Genomic DNA, 26,896 nt, shown 5'->3' on the forward strand with positions numbered 1-26,896 from the left:
CTGCATTGGATACCGTTTTGGTATATGCAGGGCAGTTTTTTGCAATTGCAGTGTGCACCTGCACACAGGTGAAACGCGTATTTTCAAGGAAAAAAGCAATGAAACAGTAAAAAATCACATGCACATGATAAGATTTCTTATTAAATGGCAGAAACCCAGATGGTAAAATGTTTACATAAATTCGGGGAAATAAAGCGGGTAATTGTTAAAAATGACGATGACCGTGTCCCGGATAACCAAAGGGAGGTAAAAGAAATGAAGAAACGAGTTTTGGCAGTTGTAATGGGTGCGATGATGGCAATGTCTTTAATGGCCTGTGGCGGCGGCAGTGACAGCGGCAGTACGAGTGAACCGGCCAGCACGGACAGCGAGACAGCCAGCACTGATGGCGCAGATGCGGATGCTAAGGACGCCGGGGGGGATAGTGCTTCAGGAGAATATAACATCAGTGTTATTCTGAAAACATTATCTGCAGAGTACTGGAACTTTGTAAAAGCCGGATGCGATGCTTATGCGGCAGAGAATCCTGGCATAACAGTTGATGTAAAGGGGCCTACATCCGAGACCGCATTTGACGAACAGCAGAATATGATCGAGACAGATTTGAGCTCCGGCGCGTATGATGCATTTGTTATTTCACCGCTTCAGGCTGATATGGTTACAACGTTGATTGCAGGTGAAGAAAAACCAGTCATCGCGCTTGATACATTGATTGAAGCTCCGGAAATCAGAACATTTGTTGGGACCGGTAATGAAAATGCCGCAGCAATGGGTGGAAAAGCAGCCGTTGAAGCAGCAAAAGCAGCAGGATGGGAAGAGGTTAATGCAATCTGTATCACGGGTGTTCAGGGCGATTCTACGGCAACGGCACGTATGACTGGTTACCAGAAAGGTATCGAAGAAGCAGGCGGTACATATCTTGCAGATGAAACACAGTACGCTGATGCAGTAGCAGACAAGGCTGTTAACAGTATGGAAGCGATCATGCAGAACCATCCGGAAGGCGTTGCGATTATCTGCTGTAATAATGATGACATGGCAGTAGCGGCAGCACGTGCGGCAGCTGCAAATGAAGCATATAAAGATACCATCTTTTTAGGATTCAACGGCGATAAGACTGCATGTGAAGCAATTCTGAATGATGAACTTACCATGTCTGTAGCACAGGAAGCGTATAATATGGGATACATGGCAGTGGAAGAGGCAGTAAAGGCTCTGAATGGTGAAGAACTTGAAGAATTTACAGATTCTGGATGCGATGTTGTCACAAAAGACAATGCACAGGAACGTCTGGATACTCTGAAAGGATATCTTGGAGAGTAGTCGTTTAAGGCCTGATAGCTGAATAAAAAGTTAAATACCCTTATCGGCGACCTGATGTATTTCATAGCGGTAAGGGTATTTTCTTTCGGTTGTAATGATTTTGTACCGAGAACAGGATCATGAATGATGTGTCTTTAGCCATCGGAAATTCTCTCGGAGAAAAGGTGAAATGTCTATGAGTGAATATGTTGTAGAGTTAAGGGACTGTACCAAAACATTCCCGGGTGTAATAGCTCTCGACGAAATGCAGCTTGCAGTGAAGCCCGGAGAGATTCTCGGCCTGATTGGCGAGAATGGTGCGGGAAAGTCAACACTGATTAAAGTACTGACCGGAGTTCACAAACCGGATAAAGGTGAGATTTATGTAAATGGAGACCAGAAGACATTCCGAAATCCAAATGAATCTGCTGCAGCCGGCATTGCCTGTGTTTACCAGGAGCTGAATATCGAGAAGTTATTAAGTATCACAGATAATATTTTTATCAACAAATGGATCAAAGGTCCGGGCGGCTTGCTGGATTATAAGACCATGCATAAAAAGGCGAAGGAAGTTATGGCTTCCCTGGGTCAGGATATTGACCCGGAAAAACCGGCAGGGACGTTTGGTATGGGTGTTCAGCAGATGATTGAAATCGCAAAAGCAGTTTTGATTGATGCCAAGATGATCATTATGGATGAGCCGACCTCATCCCTCGGCGAAAAGGAAGTAGCACAGCTTATGAAAACGTGCCGCGAGCTGAGAGCACGCGGCATCGGCATCGTTTTCGTATCACATAAGCTGGAAGAGTTGTTTGAATTATGTGACCGTGTAACGGTTATCCGCGATGGACAGTATATTGATACCCGTGATATCGGGGCATGGGATAATGATTCTCTGATCGCTGCTATGGTAGGACGTACCCTGGATAATCTGTTTCCGAAAGAATTCGGAACGAAAGGCGATATTGCGCTGGAAGTTAAGAATCTGGAAGAAGGCGGCATTTTACATGATGTAAGCTTCAAGGCGTACAATGGTGAAGTGCTGGGATTTGCCGGCCTTGTCGGTGCTGGCCGTACGGAGACGATGCGGGCAATCTTCGGTGCAGACCCGATCGATGGCGGACAGGTATATGTTCACGGAAAAGAAGTGAAAATTAAGAGTCCGTCACAGGCAATCAAAGCGGGTATTGCATTTCTGACAGAGGATCGTAAAGGACAGGGACTGGTACTGCAGGAAGCGATTAAAAATAACCTGATTCTCGCTAACCTGAAAGGTTTTACCTCCGGCCTGTTCCTTAACAAGAAAAAGATTGAGGAATCCAGCCAGAAAAATATTGATTCTCTGCGTATTAAAACCCCTTCCCCGGACGAGATTGTCGGTCAGCTTTCCGGCGGTAACCAGCAGAAAGTTGTCATCGGTAAGTGGGTTAATACGGATGCAGACATTTTCATTTTTGATGAACCGACCCGTGGTATCGATGTTGGTGCGAAAATCGAAGTGTATAACGTCATGAACCGTCTTGTGAAAGAAGGTAAATGTGTAATCATGGTATCATCGGAACTTCCGGAAATCCTGGGCATGAGCGATCGCGTGATCGTTATGCGCGGCGGGAAAATTATGGGTGAAGTTGAACGTGATACAGATAACTTTAATCAAGAAAGCCTGATGAAAGCGGCTTGGGGAGGTAAGATCTGATGAAAGCAAAAAAATCTGGTGGTTTGGGATCAATGGTCGGCATTATAGCCGCATTCCTTATCTTGTGTGTGATTCTGGCCATTGCGAGTGATAAGTTTGTAAGTTATTCTAACTTTATGTCAATTTTGAAACAGACACCGTTTAATGCGTTGCTGGCGATTGGTATGTTATTCTGTCTGATCACAGCGGGTATTGACCTTTCAGTCGGTGCAAATGCCACCTTCTGTGCCTGCCTTATGGGTATGCTGGTTCAGAAGGGAGTTACAAACTCTTTAATTTTGATTATCGCAGGACTTGCAGCAGGAACCGTGATCGGCCTTATCAACGGTACTTTACTGACACGTCTGCATCTGCCGCACCCTTTTGTATCAACACTTGGTATGAAAAACTTTCTCTGGGGCGCAGCACTCCTTGTCACGGGATCTCAGATGATCGGAGGATTCCCAAAGGGAGTTATGGCTCTCGGATCTGCGACGGTTGGCGGATTCCCTGTCAGCTTTATCGTTGTAGTCATTCTTTACATCGTACTGCACATAGTTTTGACACGTACTGCATTCGGGCGTTCTGTATACTGTGCCGGCGGGAATATGGAGGCCACACGTCTCTCCGGTATCAACTCAGCAAATGTGCTGACAGCCTGCTATGTGCTTTCTGGCTTTATGGCTGCACTTGCAGGAATTGTCTCCATTGGACGTTCCGGTATCTGTAACGGTACGAACGCCATCCAGCCATACGATACCGATGCCATTGCCTCCTGTGTACTCGGCGGAGCATCTTTCATGGGCGGAAAAGGTACGATGATCGGAACAATGATCGGTGCGCTGATCATCTCAACACTTCGTAACGGATTTACACTGCTTTCCATCGATTCGGCCATCCAGAATATGGTACTGGGCCTTGTTATTATACTGGCGGTACTTCTCGATGTTATGCGTGAACAAATGGCTGCAAGATCACGTCGTCTGGCGGCGGCAGCGGCAGCAGCTAAAAATTAAATATACATAACTCAGATTTTTTTTACAAAAGGGTTCACAGGTCGCCGGTATTTGGTGTCCTGGGAATCCTTTGTTTTTTTCGGATATAACGTTGAGATAGAATAACCCTCCACTATAACACCAGACTTTATCGATGTGTTATGATAAGAACAAAGAGGTGACTTTATGAGGACATATAAGACTTCAGAGGCTGCGGACATAATAGGTATTCACCCCAATACTGTCCGCTTATATGAAGAATTAAAACTGATACCAAAACCTGAGAGAACGGAAAATGGATACCGCATATTTACAGAACTCCATATCGAACAGCTACGGCTTGTTCGCCTTGCATTTCAGATTGAAGTCTTACAAAATGGACTGCGCAGGAAGATGGTCGAGATGGTAAAAGTGTCCGCAGCAGGAGACTTTGATGCGGCGATTGCACTTGCAAAGGAATATTTGAAACAACTTAGGCAGGAACAGAAGAATGCGGAAGAGGCAATTAAGATCGTAACTGAGATCTTATCCGGCGCCGGGCAGGAAAGCCAACACGTATTCAAACGTAAAGAGGTTTCCGATTATCTGAATATTTCAATGGATGCACTGCGCAACTGGGAGATGAACGGACTGCTGACAGTCAAACGAAGACAGAATGGATACCGCATCTATACGGAGGACGATGTGAGGCGCCTGAAGATCATTCGCTCTCTCAGATGTGCGAATTACTCTCTGGAGGCAATTCTTCGTATGCTGAATCAAATGTCGGAAAACCCGAATGTCGATATAAAACGGGTTTTGGATACACCGCAGGAAGATACCGACATCATTGCCGTATGCGATAAATTGATCACTTCTCTGCAGGAGGCTGATCTAAATGCGCAGAAAGTGATCTGTAAACTTCAGAAAATGAAAGCCAGGTTTTTGTAAAACCCTCCACTTTACCACCAATGTTTTCAGCGGTGGTATTCTTTTGTAAAAGATGATAAAGGAGGATTTACATGGAAGAAATCATTACGGTTGAGAAACTGACAAAAACGTACGGACCCAAAAATGCGGTGAACAATTTGAATCTGTCTGTAAAACGTGGATCTGCATTTGCCCTGCTCGGTGAGAACGGCGCAGGAAAGAGTACTGCGATTGAATGTATTCTGGGAACGAAAAAAGCTGACAGCGGAAAGGTATCAGTGTTGGGTTATAACCCCGCAGCTGACCGCAAAACGCTGTTTGAAAAAGTGGGTGTTCAGTTTCAGGAGAGTCATTACCAGGAGAAGATTACCGTGTCAGAACTATGTGAAGTCACAGCATCGCTATACCTGAAAACAGCAGAACCAGAGTATCTACTGGAGAAATTTGAAATTCTCGATAAGCTGAAAAGCCCGGTGGAAGAATTGTCAGGCGGACAAAAACAGAGATTGTCTGTCGTACTCGCCCTTCTGCCTGAGCCGGAAGTAGTCTTCCTGGATGAACTGACAACGGGTCTGGATACGAAAGCACGGAGAGCCGTCTGGAAAACGCTTTCACAACTGAAAGATAAGGGGTTGACGATTCTGATGACTTCTCATTTTATGGATGAGGTAGAAGCGCTGTGTGATGAGATCTGTATTTTAAAGCAGGGAGAAACTGTATTCTATGGAACCGTCGAGGATGCGATTGAAAACAGTCCCTGCGACAACCTTGAGGACGCATATCTTTGGTACACTGACAGGGAGGGAACAGCAGATGAAAACCTTTAAAGCAATACTGAAAACAGAATTGAAACTTTCACTCCGGGGAATGGATATGATTATATTTGCGATTTGCATGCCGGTCGTCGTATTGTTGATTCTGGGATTTATTTATGGAAACAAACCGGCATTTGAGGGGGCGGATTATTCCTTTCTGGAACAGTCGTTCGCCGCATTGACAACAATCTCAATCTGCGCAGGCGGTGTCATGGGACTGCCGCTTGTCGTATCGGATTACAGGAGCAGACATATATTAAAACGTTTTAAAGTGACACCGGTCAGTCCAGTCATGATTTTATTCGTCCAGACTGCGGTATACACGATATATGCAGTGGTGTCGCTACTGCTGCTGTATATCATCGCATCTGTCTTATTCGGATATCAGATCCGGGGAAGTGTGCCGCAGTTTCTTGGCGGGTTTGCTCTCGTGATGGTTTCCATGTTCAGCATCGGCATGCTGGTTGGGGGGATCGCACCAAACACGAAAACAGCAGGCGTGATTGCCAGTATTTTATATTTTCCCATGTTGATCTTTTCGGGTGCAACGCTGCCTTATGAGATTATGCCGGCTGCATTGCAAAAAGTAGCCGGAATTATGCCTCTGACACAGGGAATCAAACTGCTGAAAGCCGCTTCGCTGGGGCAGGAGATTGAGAGAGTACTGCCTTCTATTGCAGTAACATCAGCGATTGCTTTCATATGTGTTTTGCTGTCGATCAGATTCTTTCAATGGGAATAGGGAATTTCATGTTTGATTTGCAATACTATTTTTTTCTGATATTATATACTTAGGAAAAATTCAGTAAATAGTTATGCGATTCAGGATGGGAGACATAGTATGCGCAGGAATACAGGCGGGAAAAGATTAAGCTGGGTTGCCAGAACTACTTTGATTCTGATATGTGTGATTTTGATTCCATTTCTTGCTCTGACAGTCATATTGACAAATATGGCGATGAATAACATGCAGGAGCAGACAGAAACACTGGTGGAGTATAAGCTGGAAGAGAGCTCAGTGTTTCTGGAAAACCAGCTGGATAATATCTACGACATTTTGTATCATATGGTGACGGACAAACAGCTGCTCCGCAGCTGTGATGCGATGTATAATCAGCATGATGTGGAGCTGGCGAAAAGTAATATGCGGGAACGCTTCTTATCCTTTGTCCAGATGGACAACTATCTGATAAGCGCCACGTATATCGGAATGCACGATGAGTTCTATACATACGAGACTTACAATGCGGCGCAGGGAGAATCTGTATGGGCGGATGATACGTTCAGGACCTATATTTTACAGAACAGCCTGGACCAGTATGAAATGCAGTTTGTACCGGTGAATTTTGAAAAAAAGATCGGAAATATAGGGCCCCGCATCTATTATATCACGATCACCCTGCGTGACTATGTGGCGGATGAAGACATCGGCGTACTGGCACTGGGACTCAACCAGAACTTTTTTGAATGCCTGGAAAAAGGAAGCAAGTGGGATGCACTGTTCGACGGGACGATAGGAGTCATCGATTCAAGCGGGCATATCATATATTCCAACGACGAATCGGCCATAGATTGTCAGTATGATGAGTGGATGGAGGAAAAGAATGACACGGCGAAGAACACCTTGATCAATACGAGGGAGTTGTCGACCATGCCATGGCATCTCTGTTCCGTGATCGACCGAAAGCTTGTAATGAATGACATCGACCGATTTATGCTGCTTGTAATCGGTCTGCTGGTGATCAGCATGGTGCTCTCTGTAGCGGGAGGCTATATGGTCAGCCGCTATTTTACAAAGAATCTGAAAATGCTGGCAGCCGGACTGAAGCAGTTTGGGGAAGGCAAGATCGGAATGCAGCTGCCGTCGGCCATCGAAGACGAATTTTATCCGGTTGTTGTTCAGTTTAACGAGATGAGTACGAGCATCCAGCATCTGCTGGAAGAGCGGAAACTGCAGGAAGAAAAGACGATTGATGCAATCGGAAGGCAGAGGAAAGCGGAGCTGCGTGCGGTCGAAATGCAGATCAATCCCCACTTTCTGTATAATACACTGGATGCGATCAACTGGATCGCAATCGAGAATGAACAGTATAAGATCAGCGAGATGCTGTCCAGCCTGGCCAGTATTTTCCGATACAGCATCTCCCATATTGACATGGTGGTTCCTGTATGGGCTGAGGCGGAATGGCTGGAAAAGTATTTATTTTTGCAGCAGCAGCGGTTTAACAGCAGCTTTTCATACAGGATTACGATACCGCAGGAGGTGGAAGACCTGCTGCTCAGAAAAATGATTCTGCAGCCGATCGTGGAGAATGCGATCATTCATGGCGTTGCCGGTGTGAAGGAAGGCCATATCGAGATCACATTCTCTCTGGAAGGAGAAATTTTGACGATTCAGGTTATTGACAATGGCGTTGGAATCGATCACACAGATGACGGGGGACAGAAAAATGACGGCAGATCCCATATCGGAATAGGAAATGTCAGGGACAGGCTTAAAAGTTATTACGATACCCGTGCCAGTATACAATTTGAAAAAAATCCGGGCGGGGGTACGATTGTTACGCTTAAGATTCCGGCGATTCGGGAGGAAACATAAGGTATGATAAGCGCTATTGTGGTGGAAGATGAGTACAGAGCACGTACCGGATTGGTGAAAATGATCGAGAATCTGGGGGAGCATTACAGGGTGCTGGGGAGTGCCGAAAACGGGTATGAGGGCATGCTGCTCGCACGGGATTTAAAACCGGATGTAATCTTTGCTGATATTCAGATGCCCAGGGTCAGCGGACTGGATATGATCCGGAATCTGCAGGGCACCGGTAAAGATTATCGTTTCGTTATCATTTCGGGTTACGCAGATTTTGAATATGCACAACAGGGAATCAGGCTTGGCGTCATCGATTATCTGCTGAAGCCAATAACCATCTCTGCGATGAGAGAACTGCTGGAAAAGATAGAGAGGGAAATCAGCGAACCGGGTGACAGTGTGGAGGAGGAGACAGAAGAAGTATCGTATACGCCGATGATCCGGGAGATTGTCAGTGAGATGAAAAAACATTACGGGGAAAAGCTGACCCTGGAAGAATTCGCACATACTTATGCGGTCACGCCGGAGTATCTAAGCTCCCTGTTTTCCAGGCAGATCGGATGTACCTTTGTTCGATATCTGAAAGAAATACGTATGGCACATGCAAAAGAGCTGTTGTGCACCAGTAAAAAGAAAATATATGAAATCGCATTTGAAGTGGGATATCCGGACGTGAAGTATTTTTGCCGTATATTTAAAAATACAACCGGCATATCTCCAAAAGAATATGTAAGGCAATGTCATAAATAGCAGAATGACGGAGTGACAAATGAGCACTCCGTTTTTTATTGTAAAAATCTCCACCTTTCTTAAAAAAGTCATATTTTATGCTGTGAAATAAGAAACTATAATACAATTATCGAAAGCACATAAGTGCAAGAAGGAGGTAACGAATGAAGAAAAAAGTAGCAGCAGGCGTATTGGCATTTTCAATGGTTGTTACCGGTTTGGCGGGCTGCGGCAAAACCGAAGACACCAAGCCTCAGGATGGCGGCACGGATCAGACGACAGAGAGTGAACCGGCAGAGACAGAAACAGAAGGCGCCACAGAGAAGAAACAGGTTGTTCTATGGCACAGCAACGTCTCACCGGAGGTGGAACCTTTCGAGAAAATGCTGGCGGAATTTAACGCGCAGAGTGACACCGTGGAAGTAGTGACTGAATGGGTTCCGCGGGAAGAACAGACGAAACAGCTCACGATCGGCAATATGGCGGGAGAGCTTCCGGACATGGTTTACGTCGATAACCCGGAGGTTATCAACTATGGGGAGATGGGTGTCTTCCAGGATATCAGCGGACTGTACGATGAATGGGAAGACAATCAGCTGCTGGATCTGATTCAAAACTCCTGTGTATATGACGGAAAGATGTATGGAGTGCCGTACATCTGCAACAACCTGGCGTTGTTCTACAATAAAGACATGCTGGCAGAAGCCGGCGTAGAGCCGCCGACAACATGGGATGAGCTTGTGGAAGCGGCAAAAGCGACGACAAAAGATAATGTATACGGTCTGGCATATTCCGCGATTAAAAATGCCGAGTGCACCTTCCAGTTCATGCCGTTCCTATGGTCGGCAGAAGGCGACTGGACCGAGATGGATTCGGAAAACAGTATCCGCGCACTGGACTATTACGCAAATTTTGTGAAAGAAGGATACACCAATAAAGAAGTTTTGAACTGGTCACAGGCAGACGTATGTAAGCAGTTCGGCTCCGGCAACTGTGCGATGATGATCAATGGATCCTGGAATGTCGGTACACTGCGCAATGATTATGCCGATGTAAACTGGGGCGTCGTGCCGATTCCGGTTGACAAAGTCAATGCTTCCTGTCTGGGCGGTGAAGCGATCTGTATCACCAAGGATGCCGATGCAGAGGCATGCATGGAATTTATCGAGTATTTCGTAGGACCGGAAGTGAATCCGGGATTTGCCAAGAGCATCACAAAATTCTCTCCGCGTGCGGACATTGATAATGAGACGGAGTGGGGAGACGATGCGGAGATGAAAGTGTTTGCAGACGGGCTTGAATATACAAGACCGCGCGGGCCTTATCCAAAATGGACAGAGGTTGACAATGCGATCATTGAAGCGTGCCAGAGTGTTCTGACAGGTTCCAAGACAGCGGAACAGGCAGGAAAGGATGCTGCGGCGGCCATTAAAGCAATTGACGAAACGTTACAATAGCAGTAAAAACCTGTCACATATCTTTTCAAAAAGTTTGTGACAGGTTTTTTAAAGAGAAAGGGTGTGAGATACATGAAAAAAAGAAGATTATGCCTCGACGAGCGGAAAAGAGGAATTCTCTTCGGAAACTGCTATATACTGCCCGCGTTGATTTTTATGATTGCCCTGATCGGGTATCCTATTTTTTATAATATTTATATCAGTTTTTTTGACATGACAGCGCAGAGCGTAGGACAGGGGCATTCGGCCTTTATCGGTCTTGAGAATTACATCAGGATTTTTCAGGATCCAACGATGAAAAAAGCACTGTTCAACACGTTTTTCTTTACCGTGTGCTGTATTTTTTTCCAGTTTGTCATCGGATTCGCATTTGCGGTTTTCTTCAGTCAGAAATTTAAGGCGGCGAGATATATAAAAGGTCTGCTGGTGATCGGCTATATGATGCCGATGACGGTTGTGGCGTTACTTTGGAAATTTATGCTCAGTCCGTCGAACGGTATTATCAATACCATTTTAGTGAATTTACATATCATCGGGCAGCCTCTCGAGTGGCTGATGGACGGCAGCACGGTAATGTGGGGGCTGATCATTGTGAATACATGGGTCGGTATTCCGTTTAATATGCTGCTGCTCTCGACTGGACTCGATAATGTGCCGGAAGAGATCTATGAAAGCGCCAATATAGACGGAGCGAATCCCATCCAGAGGTTTTTCTACATTACCATACCAATGATTAAGCAGTCAATTTTCTCAGTACTGCTGCTGGGATTTGTCTATACGTTCAAGGTGTTTGACCTTGTGTATGTGGCGACAGGCGGAGGCCCGGTCGATGCCTCGGAAGTCTTGTCCACGTATTCCTATAATTTGTCATTTAAGACCTATTATTTTGGACAGGGTGCTGCGGTAGCCAATGTGCTGTTTATATGCCTGTTTGTGGTGGCGCTGATCTATCTGAAAGTGATTGGAAAGGAAGAGGTGAATTAAATTGATGAGGAAAGAACGAACACGCAACATGGTGAATACGTTGATTGCGATTGTAATTGCCATGATATTTCTTTTTCCGATCTACTGGATTTTCATTTCCTCTTTAAAAAGTGATGCGGAAATATTTGCAAATGCTCAGACGTGGTGGCCCAGGGAAATGCATCTGGAAAACTATGTGAACCAGTTCCAGAATAAGACCGGTACGGCAAATATCATGACGCAGTTTAAAAACAGCTGGATCATTGCACTTAGTTCGATGGTGATCTCTCTGGTGCTCTCGATACCTGCGAGTTATGGTCTCTCAAGGTTTCGCCTGCCGGGGAAAAAGGTGATGCTGATGATGTTTCTCGTTACGCAGATGCTGCCTGCCTCACTGATACTGACGCCGCTGTTTCTGATATTCAGCAAAATAGGAATTCTGAATTCCTATCTGGGGCCGATTCTGGCTACTTCGACCATATCGATTCCGTTTGTCATCATGGTGCTGCGACCGATATTCCTCGCATGCCCATATGAAATAGAGGAGGCTGCGCGTATTGACGGCTGCAATCATTTCACGGCTTTTCTGCGTGTAACACTGCCGGTCTGCAAGAGCGGGATCATCACGGCCGCGGCATTTTCCTTTATCTTTGCATGGAATGATCTGATCTATTCCATCACCTTTAATAACAAAGCAGAGCTGCTGCCGATGACTTCCGGCATTTATCAGTTCATGGATGCCTATGGCACACAGTGGAATATGATCATGGCATACGGTGTGGTCACAGTATTGCCAATTGTAGTTATTTTTATTTTCCTGCAGAAGCATATCGTAGGGGGACTGGCAGGAGGAGCCGTAAAAGGCTAAAAAACAAAACAGGAGACGAATAGAATGAAAGGTATTGTATATCGGGAAGGAAACCGACTCGTTTGGAAATATGATGATGAGAGGCTCTGGATTGAACCGTGGGGAAGAGACAGCCTGCGGGTGCGCGTGACGCATCTCTACGAGATGCCCGGGCAGGACTGGGCGCTGCTGTCCGTGAAAGAGACGGAGGCGGTTATTGAAATTACAGAAGATGCCGCGACGATAACGAATGGAAACATTACCGCTGTATGCGATGACTTGGGAAGGCTGACCTTTACCAATGAAAAAGGGGAAGTTCTGTTGAAGGAACGCTGGGAAGACCGTGCAGTGGACGTTGATATGATGGCGACGGATAATTATGCGAGAGTTATGAAGAGCTTTGGGGGATCCATACCGGAAGCAGCCATGACCTTCGAGGCAAACGAGGAGGAAAAGATTTTTGGTATGGGACAGCGGCAGCTCTCATTTCTGGAATTAAAGGGTGCAGAGCTGGAACTGTGCCATAAGAATTCACAGTCATCCATTCCCTTTTATATTTCAAATAAAGGATACGGTTTTTTGTGGAACAACCCTGCCGTGGGAACGGTAAGTTTTGCTAAGAACCTGACCAGGTGGACGGCAAAAGCAACCAAAACGATTGATTACTGGGTGACCGCAGGAGAAACTCCGGCGAAACTGATCGAAAACTATACGGAAGTCACCGGCCGCTCCGGTCATTTTCCGCATTTTGCTTCCGGTTTCTGGCAGTCCAAGCTTCGCTACCGGACACAGGAACAGGTACTGGAAGCAGCACGGGAGTATAAAAGACGCGGACTCCCGATTTCAGTGATCGTCATAGACTTTTTCCACTGGAAGCACCAGGGGGACTGGAGTTTTGATCCCGAGTATTTTCCGGATCCGAAGGCAATGGTGGAAGAACTGGAACGCATGGGCATTAAACTGATGGTATCCGTGTGGCCGACGGTTGATCCATACAGTGAAAATTATGCCGAGATGAAACAAAAGGGGTATCTCACACAGGTCAACCGCGGCGTCAGAACACAGTATCACTGTCTGGGAGCGCAGGTCTTCTATGATCCGACGACGGAGGAAGCGCAGAACTATATGTATGAAAAGCTGAAGAAAAATTATGGTCAGTATGGGATCGAGGTATTCTGGCTGGATGAAGCAGAGCCGGAATTTCAGCATTATGATTTTGATAATTACCGTTTTCGGATGGGAGCGGCACAGGAGGTCGCCGGTATTTATCCGATCTGCTATATAAGGGCTCTTTACGACGGACAGGTGAAAGACGGTGTCGAGGGACCGATCAATCTGACACGCAGTGCATGGGCGGGGAGTCAGAGGTATAACGCGCTTGTCTGGTCGGGAGATATCTATTCCTCCTTTCGCTCCTTCCGCATGCAGATGAAGGCCGGATTAAATGCCGGACTTTCCGGTATTCCCTGGTGGACGAGTGATATCGGCGGGTTCTGGGGCGGCGATCCGAAAGATCCTGCGTTCCGGGAATTACTGGTCCGCTGGTTCCAGTTCGGTGTGTTTTCGCCGGTATGCCGTTTGCATGGTCACAGGAAGCCATCCGGTACACTGCCGGAAATCGAAGACAGCGGCATGTTTGATTTTACGACATGCGGTCCAAATGAGATCTGGAGTTATGGTGAAGAGAATTATGAAATCTTAAAAGAGCTTCTGTATTTAAGAGAAAGACTACGCCCTTATGTGGAGGGCTTAATGGAGGAAGCATCTCTGAATGGCTCCCCGGCTCTGCGGACTCTGTTCTACAATTATCCGCAGGATGAAACATGCTGGGAAATCGAGGATCAGCTGATGCTGGGTTCTGATCTGCTGGCAGCACCGGTCCTGTATGAAGGGATGCGTGAACGGGAAGTGTATCTGCCGAAGGGAGACTGCTGGATTGACTATTATTCAGGAGACGAATATGAGGGCGGACAGACGATCTGCTGTCAGACACCTCTCTCTGTCATACCGTGTTTCCTGAGAAAAGGTTCCGGTCTGTATGAAGTGATAAAGGCTTAGAAATGACGACAATCAGGAAGAGCAGGTGATAGAGGATGAAGAACAGACTAAAGGCTCCACGCCCGGCGGAGGTGAAAATAGCAGATGATTTCTGGTCTCCTTATATTTCACGTGTACGGGACATTATGATTCCATATCAGTGGAAAATATTGAATGATCAGGTTGAACATGCGGCGCCGAGCCACTGCATAGAGAATTTTAGAATAGCGGCAGGTGAGAGCGAAGGGGAATATTACGGGGCTGTCTTTCAGGATACAGATCTGGCAAAGTGGCTGGAGGCGGTGGCATACAGCCTGGCACTTCGGCCGGATGAAGAACTGGAAAGGCTGGCAGATTCGGCGATCGATTTGATCGGCAGGGCGCAGCAGGAGGATGGATATCTCGATACCTATTATACGATTAAAGAACCGGGGATGCGCTGGACGAACCTGCGGGAGGGTCATGAGCTCTATACGGCAGGTCATCTGATCGAGGCGGCCGTCGCGTATTATCAGGCGACAGGGAAACAAAAGTTTCTTAGGATCATGTGCAGGACGGCGGATTTGATCGATGAGGTTTTCGGAAAAGAGGAAGGGAAGATCGACGGATTTCCGGGACATCCGGAGATCGAACTTGCGCTCATCAGGCTGTATCACGTGACAGATGAACCACGTTATCTGAAGCTGGCAAAATACTTTGTGGATGCGCGCTGCGGTTCCCCCAACTGTTTTGACCGGGAAGCAAAGAGTCCCGGGTTCCATCATATCTTCCCGGAATTTGAACACCTGGGATATAACAATGCACAGGCGCATCTTCCGGTTCGTAAGCAAAAAACTGCGGATGGACATGCCGTCCGGGCCGTCTACCTGTATGCTGCAATGGCAGATCTGGGCTGTGAATGCGACGATCCGAGTCTGCTTGAGGCTTGCCGGACGTTGTATGACAATATCACAAACAGACAGATGTTCCTGACAGGTTCCATCGGGGCAGCGGCGGATGGAGAATGCTTTACCTGCGACTATGATCTGCCGAATAATTACAATTATTCAGAGACATGTGCATCAATCGGGCTTGCCATGTTTTCGCTGAGGATGCTGCAGATCGAGCGGGACGGGAAATATGCGGATACTGTTGAAAGGGCTTTGTATAATACCGTTCTCAGCGGAATGGCACTGAGTGGTAAGGAGTTTTTTTATGTGAATCCGCAGGAGGCAGTGCCGGAGCATCTGCGCACCAACCGTACGCTGCGTCATGTACTGCCAAAGCGGCGTCCGTGGCTGGGAGTGGCATGCTGTCCGCCCAATATTGCGAGAACGCTGATGTCACTGGGACAATATATCTACGGTGCTGACGAGGAAACAGTCTATATTCAGATGTTTATTTCAAATGAAGTACAGTTTACCTTTGGCAGAAAACGGGTGACGATTGCCATGGAGACGGCCTATCCCTATGGGGATACCGTTGTTATCCGGGTGAAGAATCCGGATAACGCCCGGTTTAAACTGGCCATACGCAAGCCCGGCTGGAGTAAGGACATCTCAATTACTCAAAATGGCAGGGAGCAAAAAACTCGATTGGAAAAGGGATTTTGCTTCGTGGAAGAACAGATTTTGGACCAGAGCGTCATCCAAATCGGGCTGGATATGAAGCCCATGCTGGTTCAGGCGCATCCCCGGGTGCGCCAGAATGTGGGAAAGGCCGCGATTGTGAGAGGGCCGCTGGTATATTGTCTGGAAGAAACTGACAACGGAGATAACCTGGGGGCAATTGTGATTTCCGGTAATGCAGAATTGAATCTGGAATATTTGCCGGATTTATTTGATGGTGTGATGACAATTACGGCTAACGCCAGGCGCATCCGCGAAGACGTATGGGAAGACAGGCTGTATCAGCAATGTACAGAGGATGAGACGATATCCTGCAGGATTCGCGCGATTCCATATTGCCTGTGGAACAACCGGGGAACCGGTGAAATGCTGATATGGATTCACAGAAGGTGACAGGAGGTAAATATGGCAGGTATAACATTTAAACACGTGAAAAAAGTGTATCCGGGTAACGTGGCGGTTGTCCCGGATCTGAATCTGGAGATTAAAGACAAGGAGTTTATCGTGCTTGTCGGGCCGTCAGGATGCGGAAAGTCGACAACACTGCGGATGATCGCAGGGCTGGAGGAGATCACAGACGGCGAGCTGTATATCGGTGACCGCGTGGTGAATAACGTTCCGCCGAAGAACAGGGATATCGCGATGGTATTTCAGAATTATGCGCTGTATCCGCACATGACGGTATATAAAAATATTGCTTTTGGTCTGAAACTGAGGAAGACACCAAAAGAGGAGATTGATCAGAAAGTACATGAAGTGGCTAAGATTCTGGATCTGGAGCCGTTGCTGAACCGTAAGCCGAAAGCACTCTCGGGCGGACAGCGGCAGAGGGTAGCACTGGGGCGCGCAATGGTTCGCAAGCCTTCTGTATTTTTGCTGGATGAACCGCTTTCAAACCTGGATGCAAAATTGCGTACTTCCATGCGATCCGAAATCAGCAAACTGCATAAGCGGTTAGACACGACTTTTGTGTATGTCACTCACGATCAGACAGAGGCAATGACGATGGGAGACCGTATCTGTGTGATGAAGGATGGTATCATTCAGCAGTTTGACATACCGCAGGTGCTGTATAGCGCACCGTGTAACCTGTTTGTTGCCGGATTTATCGGGTCTCCGCAAATGAATTTTATGGAAGCACAGGTCGCGGAAGAAAACGGGAAACTCTATGCAAAGTTTGCAGGAACGGCACTGCCAATGACCCGGGAAAAATCAGAAAAGCTGCAGGAGTATATTGGGAAGACAGTAATTTTAGGCATTCGCCCCGAGGATTTCCTGCCGGCGGGCGGCAAAGAGGCGGGGACGATTACCGCATATGTGGATCTGGTGGAACCGATGGGTGCAGAGATGAACCTGTATCTGCAGTGCAATGAGAAGAAGATGGTGGTCCGCATGCCGGGAGAATATCAGGTAAAAGAGGAAACAGAATGTACGCTGGCGGTGAAAGCGGACAAGATTCATGTGTTTGACAAAGATACGCAACTGGCGATCTGCCACTGATGAGAGATAAGGTTGAAAGAAAAGTTTCACCCATCCCTGATTTGAGCCGCAGCAAGTGCGGCATGAGAGGAGAAAATGAAACACGAACATATATTGGGGATCGAGCTTGGATCCACCCGTATAAAGGCATTGCTGACGGATGTGAACTATCAGGAGATTGCTTCCGGAAGCCATCAATGGGAAAATCATTATGAAAATGGCATGTGGACATACGCAGAGGCGGAAATATGGGAGGGACTGCAGTGCTGCTATAAAAACATGGCAGAAGATTACGAACGCAAGTTTGGAGAAGCACTGACGGAAATTTCGGCCATCGGTCTCAGCGGCATGATGCACGGTTATCTCGTTTTTGACGAAGCGGGAAAACTGCTGACGCCGTTTCGTACATGGCGGAATACGAATACCGGGCAGGCGGCAGATGAACTGACGAAACTGTTTTCCTTTCCTGTTCCGCAGCGATGGAGCATTGCACATCTATACCAGGCAATCCTGAATCAGGAACCACATGTGAAAGCAGTGCGCTACATGACGACTTTGTCAGGTTATGTGCACTGGAAACTAACGGGAAAAAGGGTTCTCGGAGTAGGAGATGCGTCTGGAATGTTTCCAATTAACAGAGAAACCGCAACCTATGACGAGGCGATGCTCGCAGCTTTTGATGAGCGCATAGCAGATGAGAAGTTCCCGTGGAGATGCAGGGACATTCTCCCTGATGTCTGCAAAGCAGGTGAGGATGCAGGGCATTTGACCGAGGAGGGGGCAGGGATGCTGGACGTGACAGGGAATCTGAAGGCTGGCAGTGTATTGTGTCCTCCGGAGGGAGATGCGGGAACCGGTATGGTTGCGGCAAATGCCGTGCGCCCCTGCACCGGAAATGTCTCCGCGGGCACGTCCATCTTTGCCATGGTCGTCTTGGAAAAACCGCTTGCGGAGGTGCATCCGGAGATTGACATTGTCACGACGCCGGAGGGATCACAGGTAGCGATGGTACACTGTAATAACTGTACGTCTGAGATCAACCAATGGGTGTCTTTATTTCAGGAATTGCTGCGGGGGATGGGTGTGGAAAAAACAGACGCCCAACTGTATCAGCTTCTGTTTGAAAGTGCTGCCATCAGCGACGGTGACTGCGGCGGTGTGTTATGCTGCAACTATCATTCCGGTGAGCCGATTGCGAAGATGGAAGAAGGACTGCCAATGCTCATACATCGGGCAGATGGGCATCTGAGCCTGGGGAATTTCATGAGGGCTCAGCTGTATGCAGCGGTGGCAACGCTGAAGATCGGATTTGATATCATCAGAAATGAAGGGATCCGTATCGACTATCTTACCGGACACGGCGGACTGTTTAAAACACCTGAAGTGGGACAGAGAATTTTATCGGAAGCATTGAAGGTTCCCGTGTGTACAATGGATCATGCGGGAGAGGGCGGTGCGTGGGGCATCGCGCTTCTGGCGGCTTATCGTCTCAGGCAGGGAATGGATGGCACCCTGGATGATTTCCTGAGTCAATGTGTTTTTCGTGATACACACCGGACAACCATCTGTGCAAAGGAAGAGGAACAGAGACGCTTTGACATTTACATGAAACAATACGATAATCTGCTGAACATAGAGCGGGTGGCCATAGAAGAACTGCATGAGGCGCACCGGTAGTTTTCAGCAGTTAAGGAGATTGGATATGCTGGAAGAACTGAAAGAAAAAGTATGGGAAGCGAATATGTTTTTGCCGAAATATGCGCTGATCACGTTTACATGGGGTAATGTTTCCGGAATTGACCGGTGCAGGGGACTGGTTATAATTAAACCATCCGGTGTGGCATATGAGCACATGAGGCCGGAGGACATGGTTGTTGTCGACCTTGAAGGCACAGTCGTAGAAGGAAAATGGAAACCTTCCTCAGATACGCCGACCCACCTGGAACTGTATAAGAATTTCTCCGGTATCGGCGGAGTGGTCCATACACATTCGAGATGGGCAACGACATTTGCGCAGGCAGGTCTGGAAATCCCTCCGCTTGGAACGACGCACAGTGACTATTTTTATGGAGCAATTCCCTGTACGCGTACCATGACATCTGAGGAAATAAACGGGGAGTATGAAAAAGAAACCGGTAAAGTAATTATTGAAACATTCCGGGATCTTGATCCACAGACGATTCCTGCGGTGGTGGTTCACAGTCATGGTCCCTTTACATGGGGAGATACTCCTCAAAAAGCGGTGGAACATGCAGTTGTTCTGGAAGAATGTGCAGGAATGGCCTGGCAGGACCTGCTGGTTTCCAACAATACGGTACGACCAATTCAAAAAGAGCTGCTGGATCGGCACTACTTGCGTAAGCATGGACAGAATGCCTACTATGGACAAACAGTATAACATGGGTTCAAAAGTCAGCTGGTAAGGGAATTCTTGCACGCTGACTTTTTTCTCTTCCAAATGACGCCGGAGAGAGAAGAGGATATGATTTTAGTAGCGTTTTCTTCTGGGAAACACGTTGGAAACATGATAACTGTGCGCGAATCCGGTATAAAGAATTGTTAAAAAACCAGGAATATAAAGGGGTATGCCAACGGGAAATTACGGATACATTTGTCGTATTTAAAAAATAAATAAAAAAAATGGAAAAAAGAGTTGACTTATAGGGGGACCCGTGCTATTCTAATATAGCTGTCGCTGATACAGACAAGCACAGCAAACAATGAACTTTGATAACTGAACAGTAAAACACATCCTTGAAAATTCTAAACAAGATTTTCATTTCATTGACGAAAAGTCAAAACCAACAGTAAAAGGGATAAGATAGCCAAGAGTTATCTTGAACTGGAACGAACACTTAATTTGAGAGTTTGATCCTGGCTCAGGATGAACGCTGGCGGCGTGCTTAACACATGCAAGTCGAACGAAGCACATAAAACGGACATCTTCGGAAAGAAGTTTTATGTGACTGAGTGGCGGACGGGTGAGTAACGCGTGGGTAACCTGCCGTATACAGGGGGATAACAGTTAGAAATGACTGCTAATACCGCATAAGCGCACAGAGTCGCATGACTCGGTGTGAAAAACTCCGGTGGTATACGATGGACCCGCGTCTGATTAGGTAGTTGGCGGGGTAACGGCCCACCAAGCCCGCGATCAGTAGCCGACCTGAGAGGGTGACCGGCCACATTGGGACTGAGACACGGCCCAAACTCCTACGGGAGGCAGCAGTGGGGAATATTGCACAATGGGGGAAACCCTGATGCAGCGACGCCGCGTGAGCGAAGAAGTATTTCGGTATGTAAAGCTCTATCAGCAGGGAAGAAAATGACGGTACCTGACTAAGAAGCCCCGGCTAACTACGTGCCAGCAGCCGCGGTAATACGTAGGGGGCAAGCGTTATCCGGATTTACTGGGTGTAAAGGGAGCGTAGACGGCATAGTAAGTCTGATGTGAAAGGCGGGGGCTCAACCCCTGGACTGCATTGGAAACTATTAAGCTGGAGTGTCGGAGAGGTAAGTGGAATTCCTAGTGTAGCGGTGAAATGCGTAGATATTAGGAGGAACACCAGTGGCGAAGGCGGCTTACTGGACGATCACTGACGTTGAGGCTCGAAAGCGTGGGGAGCAAACAGGATTAGATACCCTGGTAGTCCACGCCGTAAACGATGTATACTAGGTGTCGGGGGGCAAAGCCCTTCGGTGCCGCAGCAAACGCAATAAGTATACCACCTGGGGAGTACGTTCGCAAGAATGAAACTCAAAGGAATTGACGGGGACCCGCACAAGCGGTGGAGCATGTGGTTTAATTCGAAGCAACGCGAAGAACCTTACCAAGTCTTGACATCCTTCTGACCGGTCCGTAACGGGGCCTTCCCTTCGGGGCAGGAGAGACAGGTGGTGCATGGTTGTCGTCAGCTCGTGTCGTGAGATGTTGGGTTAAGTCCCGCAACGAGCGCAACCCTTATCCTTAGTAGCCAGCAAGTGAAGTTGGGCACTCTAGGGAGACTGCCAGGGATAACCTGGAGGAAGGTGGGGATGACGTCAAATCATCATGCCCCTTATGATTTGGGCTACACACGTGCTACAATGGCGTAAACAAAGGGAGGCGAAGCCGTGAGGTGAAGCAAATCCCAAAAATAACGTCTCAGTTCGGATTGTAGTCTGCAACTCGACTACATGAAGCTGGAATCGCTAGTAATCGCGAATCAGAATGTCGCGGTGAATACGTTCCCGGGTCTTGTACACACCGCCCGTCACACCATGGGAGTCGGATATGCCCGAAGCCTGTGACCCAACCGAAAGGAGGGAGCAGTCGAAGGTGGAGCCGATAACTGGGGTGAAGTCGTAACAAGGTAGCCGTATCGGAAGGTGCGGCTGGATCACCTCCTTTCTAAGGAAGAAGAAGTAGGGAGATGTGTTTTACTGTTGAGTTATCTTAAGTAGAGCACTTAAGGAATGCGACCGAAGGGAAGCATGAGTTTAGTGCGAACTTCCGAAGATAACGCACTGGTGAGGAAAAAGAGCAAGAGGCAGGGGAGTCATCCTGTTGGCCGGGGAGGTTCTGCAAAACGCAGAACAGCTTTCACACTAAGCTCGAAAGGACCTCGCTAAGTGTTCAATGCTTCTGGTGGCGATGCGCTTAGGGGAAACACCCGTACCCATCCCGAACACGATGGTTAAGACTTAAGCGGCCGATGGTACTGCACTGGTGACGGTGTGGGAGAGTAGGTGGCTGCCAGAACCCTTTAAAAAGTGTGGGAAACGCTTTTTGAGATAGAACAGGCACCCATAGAAGTGTGCCAACCTACAACAGCAGGGAAGTGCTGTTCTACATAACTGGTTTTACCAGTGATCAGAGAGAACAAAGAAGTTTGTTGTTTCTGATGGCTGATAAAACAGCCGGCGAGACAAAGGCGGACGATGTGAGCGGACATCGGGATCAAAGATCCCTCAGCCGCGGCATTACATGCCAATACATGAAATAATCTTTGCACGGACAGGCGAGCCTGGCCGCACAAACCTTCTTTCCTGTGCTCCCATCTGGGAAGTGTTTCGCGTATGTACCTTGAAAACCGCATATACGAAAATATCTATATTGATAACGATTAACGTTAGAGATAGGAAAAGACATCCGAGGAACCATAGGCAGAAATGCTTGTGGTGAATCAAACATTGTAAACGCAATGAAACGAAACGCTCGATGCAAACGCATCGTGATACCGACTGTTCCAAACGCTATTGGAGCAGGAAGGTCAAACAAGAAAGAGCGCAGGGTGGATGCCTTGGCACTAAGAGCCGATGAAAGACGTGATAAGCTGCGAAAAGCTTCGGGGAGGAGCAAATATCCTTAGATCCGGAGATCTCTGAATGGGGAAACCTGCATACCCAAACGGTATGTATCCATACGCCAATTCATAACGTATGGAGGGGAACCCGGGGAACTGAAACATCTAAGTACCCGGAGGAAAAGAAAGAAACATCGATTTCCAAAGTAGCGGCGAGCGAAATGGAAGGAGCCTAAACCAGCATGCGTGCATGCTGGGGTTACGGACTGCAAAAAGTGACTTCAATGCTAGTAGAATGGTTTTGGGAAAGCCAGCCAAAGAGGGTGAAAGCCCCGTATACGAAAGCAGGCGAGAGCGAGCAGGATCCAAAGTACCGCGAGACACGAGAAACCTTGCGGGAAGTCGGGGGGACCACCCCCCAAGGCTAAATACTCCTTAGTGACCGATAGCGCATAGTACTGTGAAGGAAAGGTGAAAAGGACCCCGGGAGGGGAGTGAAAGAGAACCTGAAACCCTGTGTTTACAAACTGTGGAACCACTTTATATGTGGAACCGCGTACTTTTTGTAGAACGGTCCGGCGAGTTACGCTGGCTGGCAAGGTTAAGCACTCAAGGTGCGGAGCCGAAGGGAAACCAAGTCTTAATAGGGCGCCGTAGTCAGTCAGAGTAGACCCGAAACCGGGTGATCTATCCATGTCCAGGTTGAAGTTGCCGTAAAAGGCAATGGAGGACCGAACGCACATCCGTTGAAAAGGGTGGCGATGAGGTGTGGATAGGGGAGAAATTCCAATCGAACCCGGAGATAGCTGGTTCTCCTCGAAATAGCTTTAGGGCTAGCCTCATGAGAGTCTTTTGGAGGTAGAGCACTGAATTTCCTAGGGGGCGTCAAAGCTTACCGAAGAATATCAAACTCCGAATGCCAGTAAGATGATTCATGGGAGTCAGACTATACGAGATAAGTTGGATAGTCAAAAGGGAAAGAGCCCAGACCACCGGCTAAGGTCCCAAAGTGTGTGTTAAGTGGAAAAGGATGTGGGATTTCGAAGACAACTAGGATGTTGGCTCAGAAGCAGCCATACATTCAAAGAGTGCGTAATAGCTCACTAGTCGAGAGGTCCTGCGCCGAAAATGTCCGGGGCTGAAACACAACACCGAAGCCGTGGGATGGTAGCAATACCATCGGTAGAGGAGCATTGAAGACACGAAGAAGCGGTACCGTAAGGAGCCGTGGAGCGTCTTGAAGAGAGAATGCCGGAATGAGTAGCGAGAGAGAGGTGAGAATCCTCTCGGCCGAATATCCAAGGTTTCCAGAGTAAAGCTGATCTGCTCTGGGTAAGTCGGGGCCTAAGGCGAGGGCGAAAGCCGTAGTCGATGGACAACAGGTTGAGATTCCTGTACTGCAAGGTAACAGAACTGTGGGGACATATGTGGAAAGTGCATCCCTGGAATGGAATCCAGGGGCAAGCGAGGTAGGAGTAAGGCAGGCAAATCCGCTTTACAATCCGAAGGCGTGATGCGGACCGAAGTATAGTAGGGAAGTGCATGAGCCATGTATCAAGAAAAGCCGCTATTGTTTATCTTGTACCCGTACCGTAAACCGACACAGGTGGATGAGGAGAGAATCCTAAGGCCGACGGAAGAAGCATTGTTAAGGAACTCGGCAAAATGACCCCGTAACTTCGGGAGAAGGGGTGCCTCTGTAAGGAGGCCGCAGAGAATAGGCTCAAGCAACTGTTTAGCAAAAACACAGGTCTATGCAAAACCGAAAGGTGAGGTATATGGGCTGACGCCTGCCCGGTGCTGGAAGGTTAAGAGGAGAGGTTAGCCGCAAGGCGAAGCTTTGAATTTAAGCCCCAGTAAACGGCGGCCGTAACTATAACGGTCCTAAGGTAGCGAAATTCCTTGTCGGGTAAGTTCCGACCCGCACGAAAGGCGTAATGATTTGAGCACTGTCTCGACAATGCATCCGGTGAAATTGAAGTACCAGTGAAGATGCTGGTTACCTGCGCCAGGACGGAAAGACCCCATGGAGCTTTACTCCAGCTTGATACTGGGATTCGGTATTGCATGTACAGGATAGGTGGGAGACGAGGAAACACTAACGCCAGTTGGTGTGGAGTCGCTGTTGGGATACCACCCTTGCAGTATTGGATTTCTAACCAGCAGCCGTGACCCGGCTGTGGGACAATGTCAGGTGGGGAGTTTGACTGGGGCGGTCGCCTCCGAAAGGGTATCGGAGGCGCTCAAAGGTTCCCTCAGAATGGTTGGAAACCATTCGCAGAGTGCAAAGGCAGAAGGGAGCTTGACTGCGACACCGACGGGTGGAGCAGGTACGAAAGTAGGACTTAGTGATCCGGTGGTTTTAAGTGGGAATGCCATCGCTCAACGGATAAAAGCTACCCTGGGGATAACAGGCTTATCACTCCCAAGAGTTCACATCGACGGAGTGGTTTGGCACCTCGATGTCGGCTCATCGCATCCTGGGGCTGTAGTAGGTCCCAAGGGTTGGGCTGTTCGCCCATTAAAGCGGTACGCGAGCTGGGTTCAGAACGTCGTGAGACAGTTCGGTCCCTATCCGGCGTGGGCGTAGGATATTTGAGAGGAGCTGACCTTAGTACGAGAGGACCGGGTTGGACTGACCACTGGTGTACCGGTTGTTCCGCCAGGAGCATGGCCGGGTAGCCAAGTCGGGAAGGGATAAACGCTGAAGGCATCTAAGCGTGAAGCCCCCCTCAAGATGAGATATCCCATACGTAAGTAGTAAGACCCCTTGAAGACGACGAGGTAGATAGGGCAGAGGTGGAAGTGCAGTAATGTATGGAGCTGACTGCTACTAATCGGTCGAGGGTTTGACCTGAGCACGCGAAGCGTGCGAAGGTCGTTCGATAGGAGCGAAGCGGAAATCGAACTTCCAATGCAGGTGTAGCGATACGCATGCGAAACGGAAATCGAACTTCCAAAGACAACAGGATGAGACAGGAAAGAATGGAAGAAAGAGAAGCAAAGCGAAATCGAATGATCCGAAAGAAGACGGTAGAAGCGTGGATGGATGTAATAGTGTATGCGGTTTTGAAGGTATATCAAAACATATATGGTTATAGGGGATTAGTTCAATGGTAGAGCACCGGTCTCCAAAACCGTCGATGGGGGTTCGAATCCCTCATCCCCTGTTAAGAAAAACCCTGTAAATTCAACATTTACGGGGTTTTTTGCTATTATGCGTATTTGAAATCTTCTCTTGAGTTTTGACGCTATTAAGAACAGATAAAGCGGCAGTACACTTTATTTCCAATCGGGCAATGTTAGATTAGTCCGATAAACGGGGATTACTGTCTGCTCATGTATAAAAGAGGATAAGGATTTCCCTGTTCATCATTTGCAGTTCTTTTGTAAACATTAAAGCCCATATGTTCATAAAAACCTTTAGCAAGAGGATTTTGTTCATTAACCGCTAAATCATTAATTGAATATTTTTCTATTCCATATCTAAGCAATTCCTTGCCTAATCCTTTTCCCCTTTCCTCACTGGAGATAAACAGCATTTCAAGGTGTTGTCCTACTATTCCCATAAAACCCACAGGAACTTGATTTTCGTTTTCTACAATAATTAAATGAGGTATTTCATTTAATGCTTGAGGGACATATTTTTTGATACCTTCTACGTCATTCTCTGATAAAAATAGATGTGTTGCTTTTACAGAACTTTCCCACACATTTAATAGCTGTTCTATCAACAACGGATTTCTGTTCTTTATTTCAATGATTTTCATTTTAAGCCCTCCAGAAATTTCATTTTGTCAAATGTATCTTGCTCAAGGGGAACAAACACATGACTATCTTTGTTTATTCTAATATTATCGCATAGCATTGTCAATCAGCTCATTTCGTTTTATTTCTTCATGCTACTATTCATACTCTTGGTTGTTCTATTGGCGCTATCCGGGAACCATTTTACTCTTGGAAAGGTTGGTAGAGCAGAAAATTGGAAAAATAGATCGAAGAACTTACAAAAAATTGACGAGCTGGAAAAGAAAACAGCATAAAAAAAGAGCCGATCGGGCTCAAGCTAAACAAAGGAGGGCAGATTGTCACAGCTCCTCTGCGAAGATATTATAACAATTTCAGATGCAGATTGCAAGATACATGCAGGCTGCGCTATGTGCCCTCGGACTTCCCACAGGTGACTGTTTTTTGCGTTTCATCTGT

At 47.5% G+C, this 26,896-nt stretch carries 17 protein-coding genes, 1 tRNA gene and 3 rRNA genes; 20 read left to right on the top strand and 1 reads right to left on the bottom strand.

Translation table 11 applies throughout. The features are described from left to right. The first annotated feature begins 255 nt into the window (after nt 1–255). The 20 genes from NQ502_RS15385 (at nt 256) to NQ502_RS15480 (ending at nt 25,860) form a co-directional block, all read left to right on the top strand. Nucleotides 256–1,323 (top strand): sugar ABC transporter substrate-binding protein, encoded by a 1,068-nt coding sequence (locus NQ502_RS15385; protein WP_028530141.1) that lies wholly within the window; start codon nt 256–258, stop codon nt 1,321–1,323. A 175-nt stretch (nt 1,324–1,498) separates the two neighbouring features. Continuing rightward, the gene (locus NQ502_RS15390; RefSeq protein ID WP_028530142.1) at nt 1,499–2,998 is read left to right on the top strand and encodes a sugar ABC transporter ATP-binding protein; all 1,500 of its coding nucleotides are present in this window, start codon (nt 1,499–1,501) and stop codon (nt 2,996–2,998) included. Beyond that, entirely contained in the window at nt 2,998–3,993 is a 996-nt protein-coding gene (locus NQ502_RS15395; RefSeq protein WP_044983612.1) for an ABC transporter permease, read from the top strand. Before NQ502_RS15390 ends, NQ502_RS15395 begins: the two co-directional genes overlap by 1 nt. Nucleotides 3,994–4,158: 165 nt before the next feature. After that, nucleotides 4,159–4,902 (top strand): MerR family transcriptional regulator, encoded by a 744-nt coding sequence (locus NQ502_RS15400; RefSeq protein ID WP_028530144.1) that lies wholly within the window; start codon nt 4,159–4,161, stop codon nt 4,900–4,902. Between the two features lie 71 nt (nt 4,903–4,973). Then, nucleotides 4,974–5,708, top strand: a complete 735-nt coding sequence (locus NQ502_RS15405) for an ABC transporter ATP-binding protein (RefSeq protein WP_028530145.1) — start codon at nt 4,974–4,976, stop codon at nt 5,706–5,708. After that, nucleotides 5,695–6,438, top strand: coding sequence for an ABC transporter permease (locus NQ502_RS15410; RefSeq protein ID WP_028530146.1), 744 nt, complete (start codon nt 5,695–5,697; stop codon nt 6,436–6,438). Before NQ502_RS15405 ends, NQ502_RS15410 begins: the two co-directional genes overlap by 14 nt. A gap of 99 nt (nt 6,439–6,537) precedes the next feature. Next, nucleotides 6,538–8,295: a sensor histidine kinase gene (locus NQ502_RS15415; protein WP_028530147.1), complete on the top strand. Its 1,758-nt coding sequence runs from the start codon at nt 6,538–6,540 to the stop codon at nt 8,293–8,295. Nucleotides 8,296–8,298: 3 nt separating this feature from the next. Then, nucleotides 8,299–9,036, top strand: a complete 738-nt coding sequence (locus tag NQ502_RS15420) for a response regulator transcription factor (RefSeq protein ID WP_028530148.1) — start codon at nt 8,299–8,301, stop codon at nt 9,034–9,036. 143 nt (nt 9,037–9,179) lie between these two features. Then, a complete protein-coding gene (locus NQ502_RS15425) occupies nt 9,180–10,472 on the top strand; it encodes an ABC transporter substrate-binding protein (protein WP_028530149.1) in 1,293 nt (430 codons plus the stop codon). Between the two features lie 72 nt (nt 10,473–10,544). Next, complete coding sequence (locus NQ502_RS15430; protein WP_028530150.1) at nt 10,545–11,456, top strand: carbohydrate ABC transporter permease; 912 nt, start codon at nt 10,545–10,547, stop codon at nt 11,454–11,456. Nucleotides 11,457–11,460: 4 nt separating this feature from the next. Next, nucleotides 11,461–12,303, top strand: coding sequence for a carbohydrate ABC transporter permease (locus NQ502_RS15435; RefSeq protein ID WP_028530151.1), 843 nt, complete (start codon nt 11,461–11,463; stop codon nt 12,301–12,303). Between the two features lie 24 nt (nt 12,304–12,327). Then, nucleotides 12,328–14,340: a glycoside hydrolase family 31 protein gene (locus NQ502_RS15440; RefSeq protein WP_028530152.1), complete on the top strand. Its 2,013-nt coding sequence runs from the start codon at nt 12,328–12,330 to the stop codon at nt 14,338–14,340. A 35-nt stretch (nt 14,341–14,375) separates the two neighbouring features. Further along, nucleotides 14,376–16,319, top strand: a complete 1,944-nt coding sequence (locus tag NQ502_RS15445; protein ID WP_028530153.1) for a glycoside hydrolase family 127 protein — start codon at nt 14,376–14,378, stop codon at nt 16,317–16,319. Nucleotides 16,320–16,331: 12 nt separating this feature from the next. After that, on the top strand, nt 16,332–17,426 hold the full coding sequence (locus tag NQ502_RS15450) for an ABC transporter ATP-binding protein (RefSeq protein WP_028530154.1): 1,095 nt from the start codon (nt 16,332–16,334) through the stop codon (nt 17,424–17,426). A 75-nt stretch (nt 17,427–17,501) separates the two neighbouring features. Then, complete coding sequence (locus tag NQ502_RS15455) at nt 17,502–19,082, top strand: xylulokinase (RefSeq protein WP_028530155.1); 1,581 nt, start codon at nt 17,502–17,504, stop codon at nt 19,080–19,082. Between the two features lie 25 nt (nt 19,083–19,107). After that, nucleotides 19,108–19,803, top strand: a complete 696-nt coding sequence (araD, locus tag NQ502_RS15460) for an L-ribulose-5-phosphate 4-epimerase (protein WP_028530156.1) — start codon at nt 19,108–19,110, stop codon at nt 19,801–19,803. Between the two features lie 458 nt (nt 19,804–20,261). Continuing rightward, a 16S ribosomal RNA gene (locus NQ502_RS15465) occupies nt 20,262–21,795 on the top strand. 233 nt (nt 21,796–22,028) lie between these two features. Continuing rightward, a 5S ribosomal RNA gene (rrf, locus tag NQ502_RS15470) occupies nt 22,029–22,146 on the top strand. Nucleotides 22,147–22,655: 509 nt separating this feature from the next. Next, nucleotides 22,656–25,547, top strand: a 23S ribosomal RNA gene (locus tag NQ502_RS15475). Together the 16S, 23S and 5S rRNA genes with 1 tRNA gene alongside form the textbook arrangement of a ribosomal RNA operon. Nucleotides 25,548–25,789: 242 nt before the next feature. Then, nucleotides 25,790–25,860, top strand: a tRNA-Trp gene (locus NQ502_RS15480). Nucleotides 25,861–26,016: 156 nt separating this feature from the next. Here the strand turns inward: NQ502_RS15480 and NQ502_RS15485 are convergent. Further along, nucleotides 26,017–26,460, bottom strand: coding sequence for a GNAT family N-acetyltransferase (locus NQ502_RS15485; RefSeq protein WP_028527482.1), 444 nt, complete (start codon nt 26,458–26,460; stop codon nt 26,017–26,019). Between the last annotated feature and the right edge of the window lie 436 nt (nt 26,461–26,896).

It is taken from the genome of Ruminococcus gauvreauii, assembly GCF_025151995.1.
Lineage (GTDB): Bacteria > Bacillota > Clostridia > Lachnospirales > Lachnospiraceae > Ruminococcus_G > Ruminococcus_G gauvreauii.

Bases quoted from the DNA above. Each gene is read 5' to 3' on its own strand.
- NQ502_RS15385 (WP_028530141.1), top strand. From the start codon at position 256: ATGAAGAAACGAGTTTTGGCAGTTGTAATGGGTGCGATGATGGCAATG.
- NQ502_RS15390 (WP_028530142.1), top strand. From the start codon at position 1,499: ATGAGTGAATATGTTGTAGAGTTAAGGGACTGTACCAAAACATTCCCG.
- NQ502_RS15395 (WP_044983612.1), top strand. From the start codon at position 2,998: ATGAAAGCAAAAAAATCTGGTGGTTTGGGATCAATGGTCGGCATTATA.
- NQ502_RS15400 (WP_028530144.1), top strand. From the start codon at position 4,159: ATGAGGACATATAAGACTTCAGAGGCTGCGGACATAATAGGTATTCAC.
- NQ502_RS15405 (WP_028530145.1), top strand. From the start codon at position 4,974: ATGGAAGAAATCATTACGGTTGAGAAACTGACAAAAACGTACGGACCC.
- NQ502_RS15410 (WP_028530146.1), top strand. From the start codon at position 5,695: ATGAAAACCTTTAAAGCAATACTGAAAACAGAATTGAAACTTTCACTC.
- NQ502_RS15415 (WP_028530147.1), top strand. From the start codon at position 6,538: ATGCGCAGGAATACAGGCGGGAAAAGATTAAGCTGGGTTGCCAGAACT.
- NQ502_RS15420 (WP_028530148.1), top strand. From the start codon at position 8,299: ATGATAAGCGCTATTGTGGTGGAAGATGAGTACAGAGCACGTACCGGA.
- NQ502_RS15425 (WP_028530149.1), top strand. From the start codon at position 9,180: ATGAAGAAAAAAGTAGCAGCAGGCGTATTGGCATTTTCAATGGTTGTT.
- NQ502_RS15430 (WP_028530150.1), top strand. From the start codon at position 10,545: ATGAAAAAAAGAAGATTATGCCTCGACGAGCGGAAAAGAGGAATTCTC.
- NQ502_RS15435 (WP_028530151.1), top strand. From the start codon at position 11,461: ATGAGGAAAGAACGAACACGCAACATGGTGAATACGTTGATTGCGATT.
- NQ502_RS15440 (WP_028530152.1), top strand. From the start codon at position 12,328: ATGAAAGGTATTGTATATCGGGAAGGAAACCGACTCGTTTGGAAATAT.
- NQ502_RS15445 (WP_028530153.1), top strand. From the start codon at position 14,376: ATGAAGAACAGACTAAAGGCTCCACGCCCGGCGGAGGTGAAAATAGCA.
- NQ502_RS15450 (WP_028530154.1), top strand. From the start codon at position 16,332: ATGGCAGGTATAACATTTAAACACGTGAAAAAAGTGTATCCGGGTAAC.
- NQ502_RS15455 (WP_028530155.1), top strand. From the start codon at position 17,502: ATGAAACACGAACATATATTGGGGATCGAGCTTGGATCCACCCGTATA.
- araD (WP_028530156.1), top strand. From the start codon at position 19,108: ATGCTGGAAGAACTGAAAGAAAAAGTATGGGAAGCGAATATGTTTTTG.
- NQ502_RS15485 (WP_028527482.1), bottom strand. From the start codon at position 26,460: ATGAAAATCATTGAAATAAAGAACAGAAATCCGTTGTTGATAGAACAG.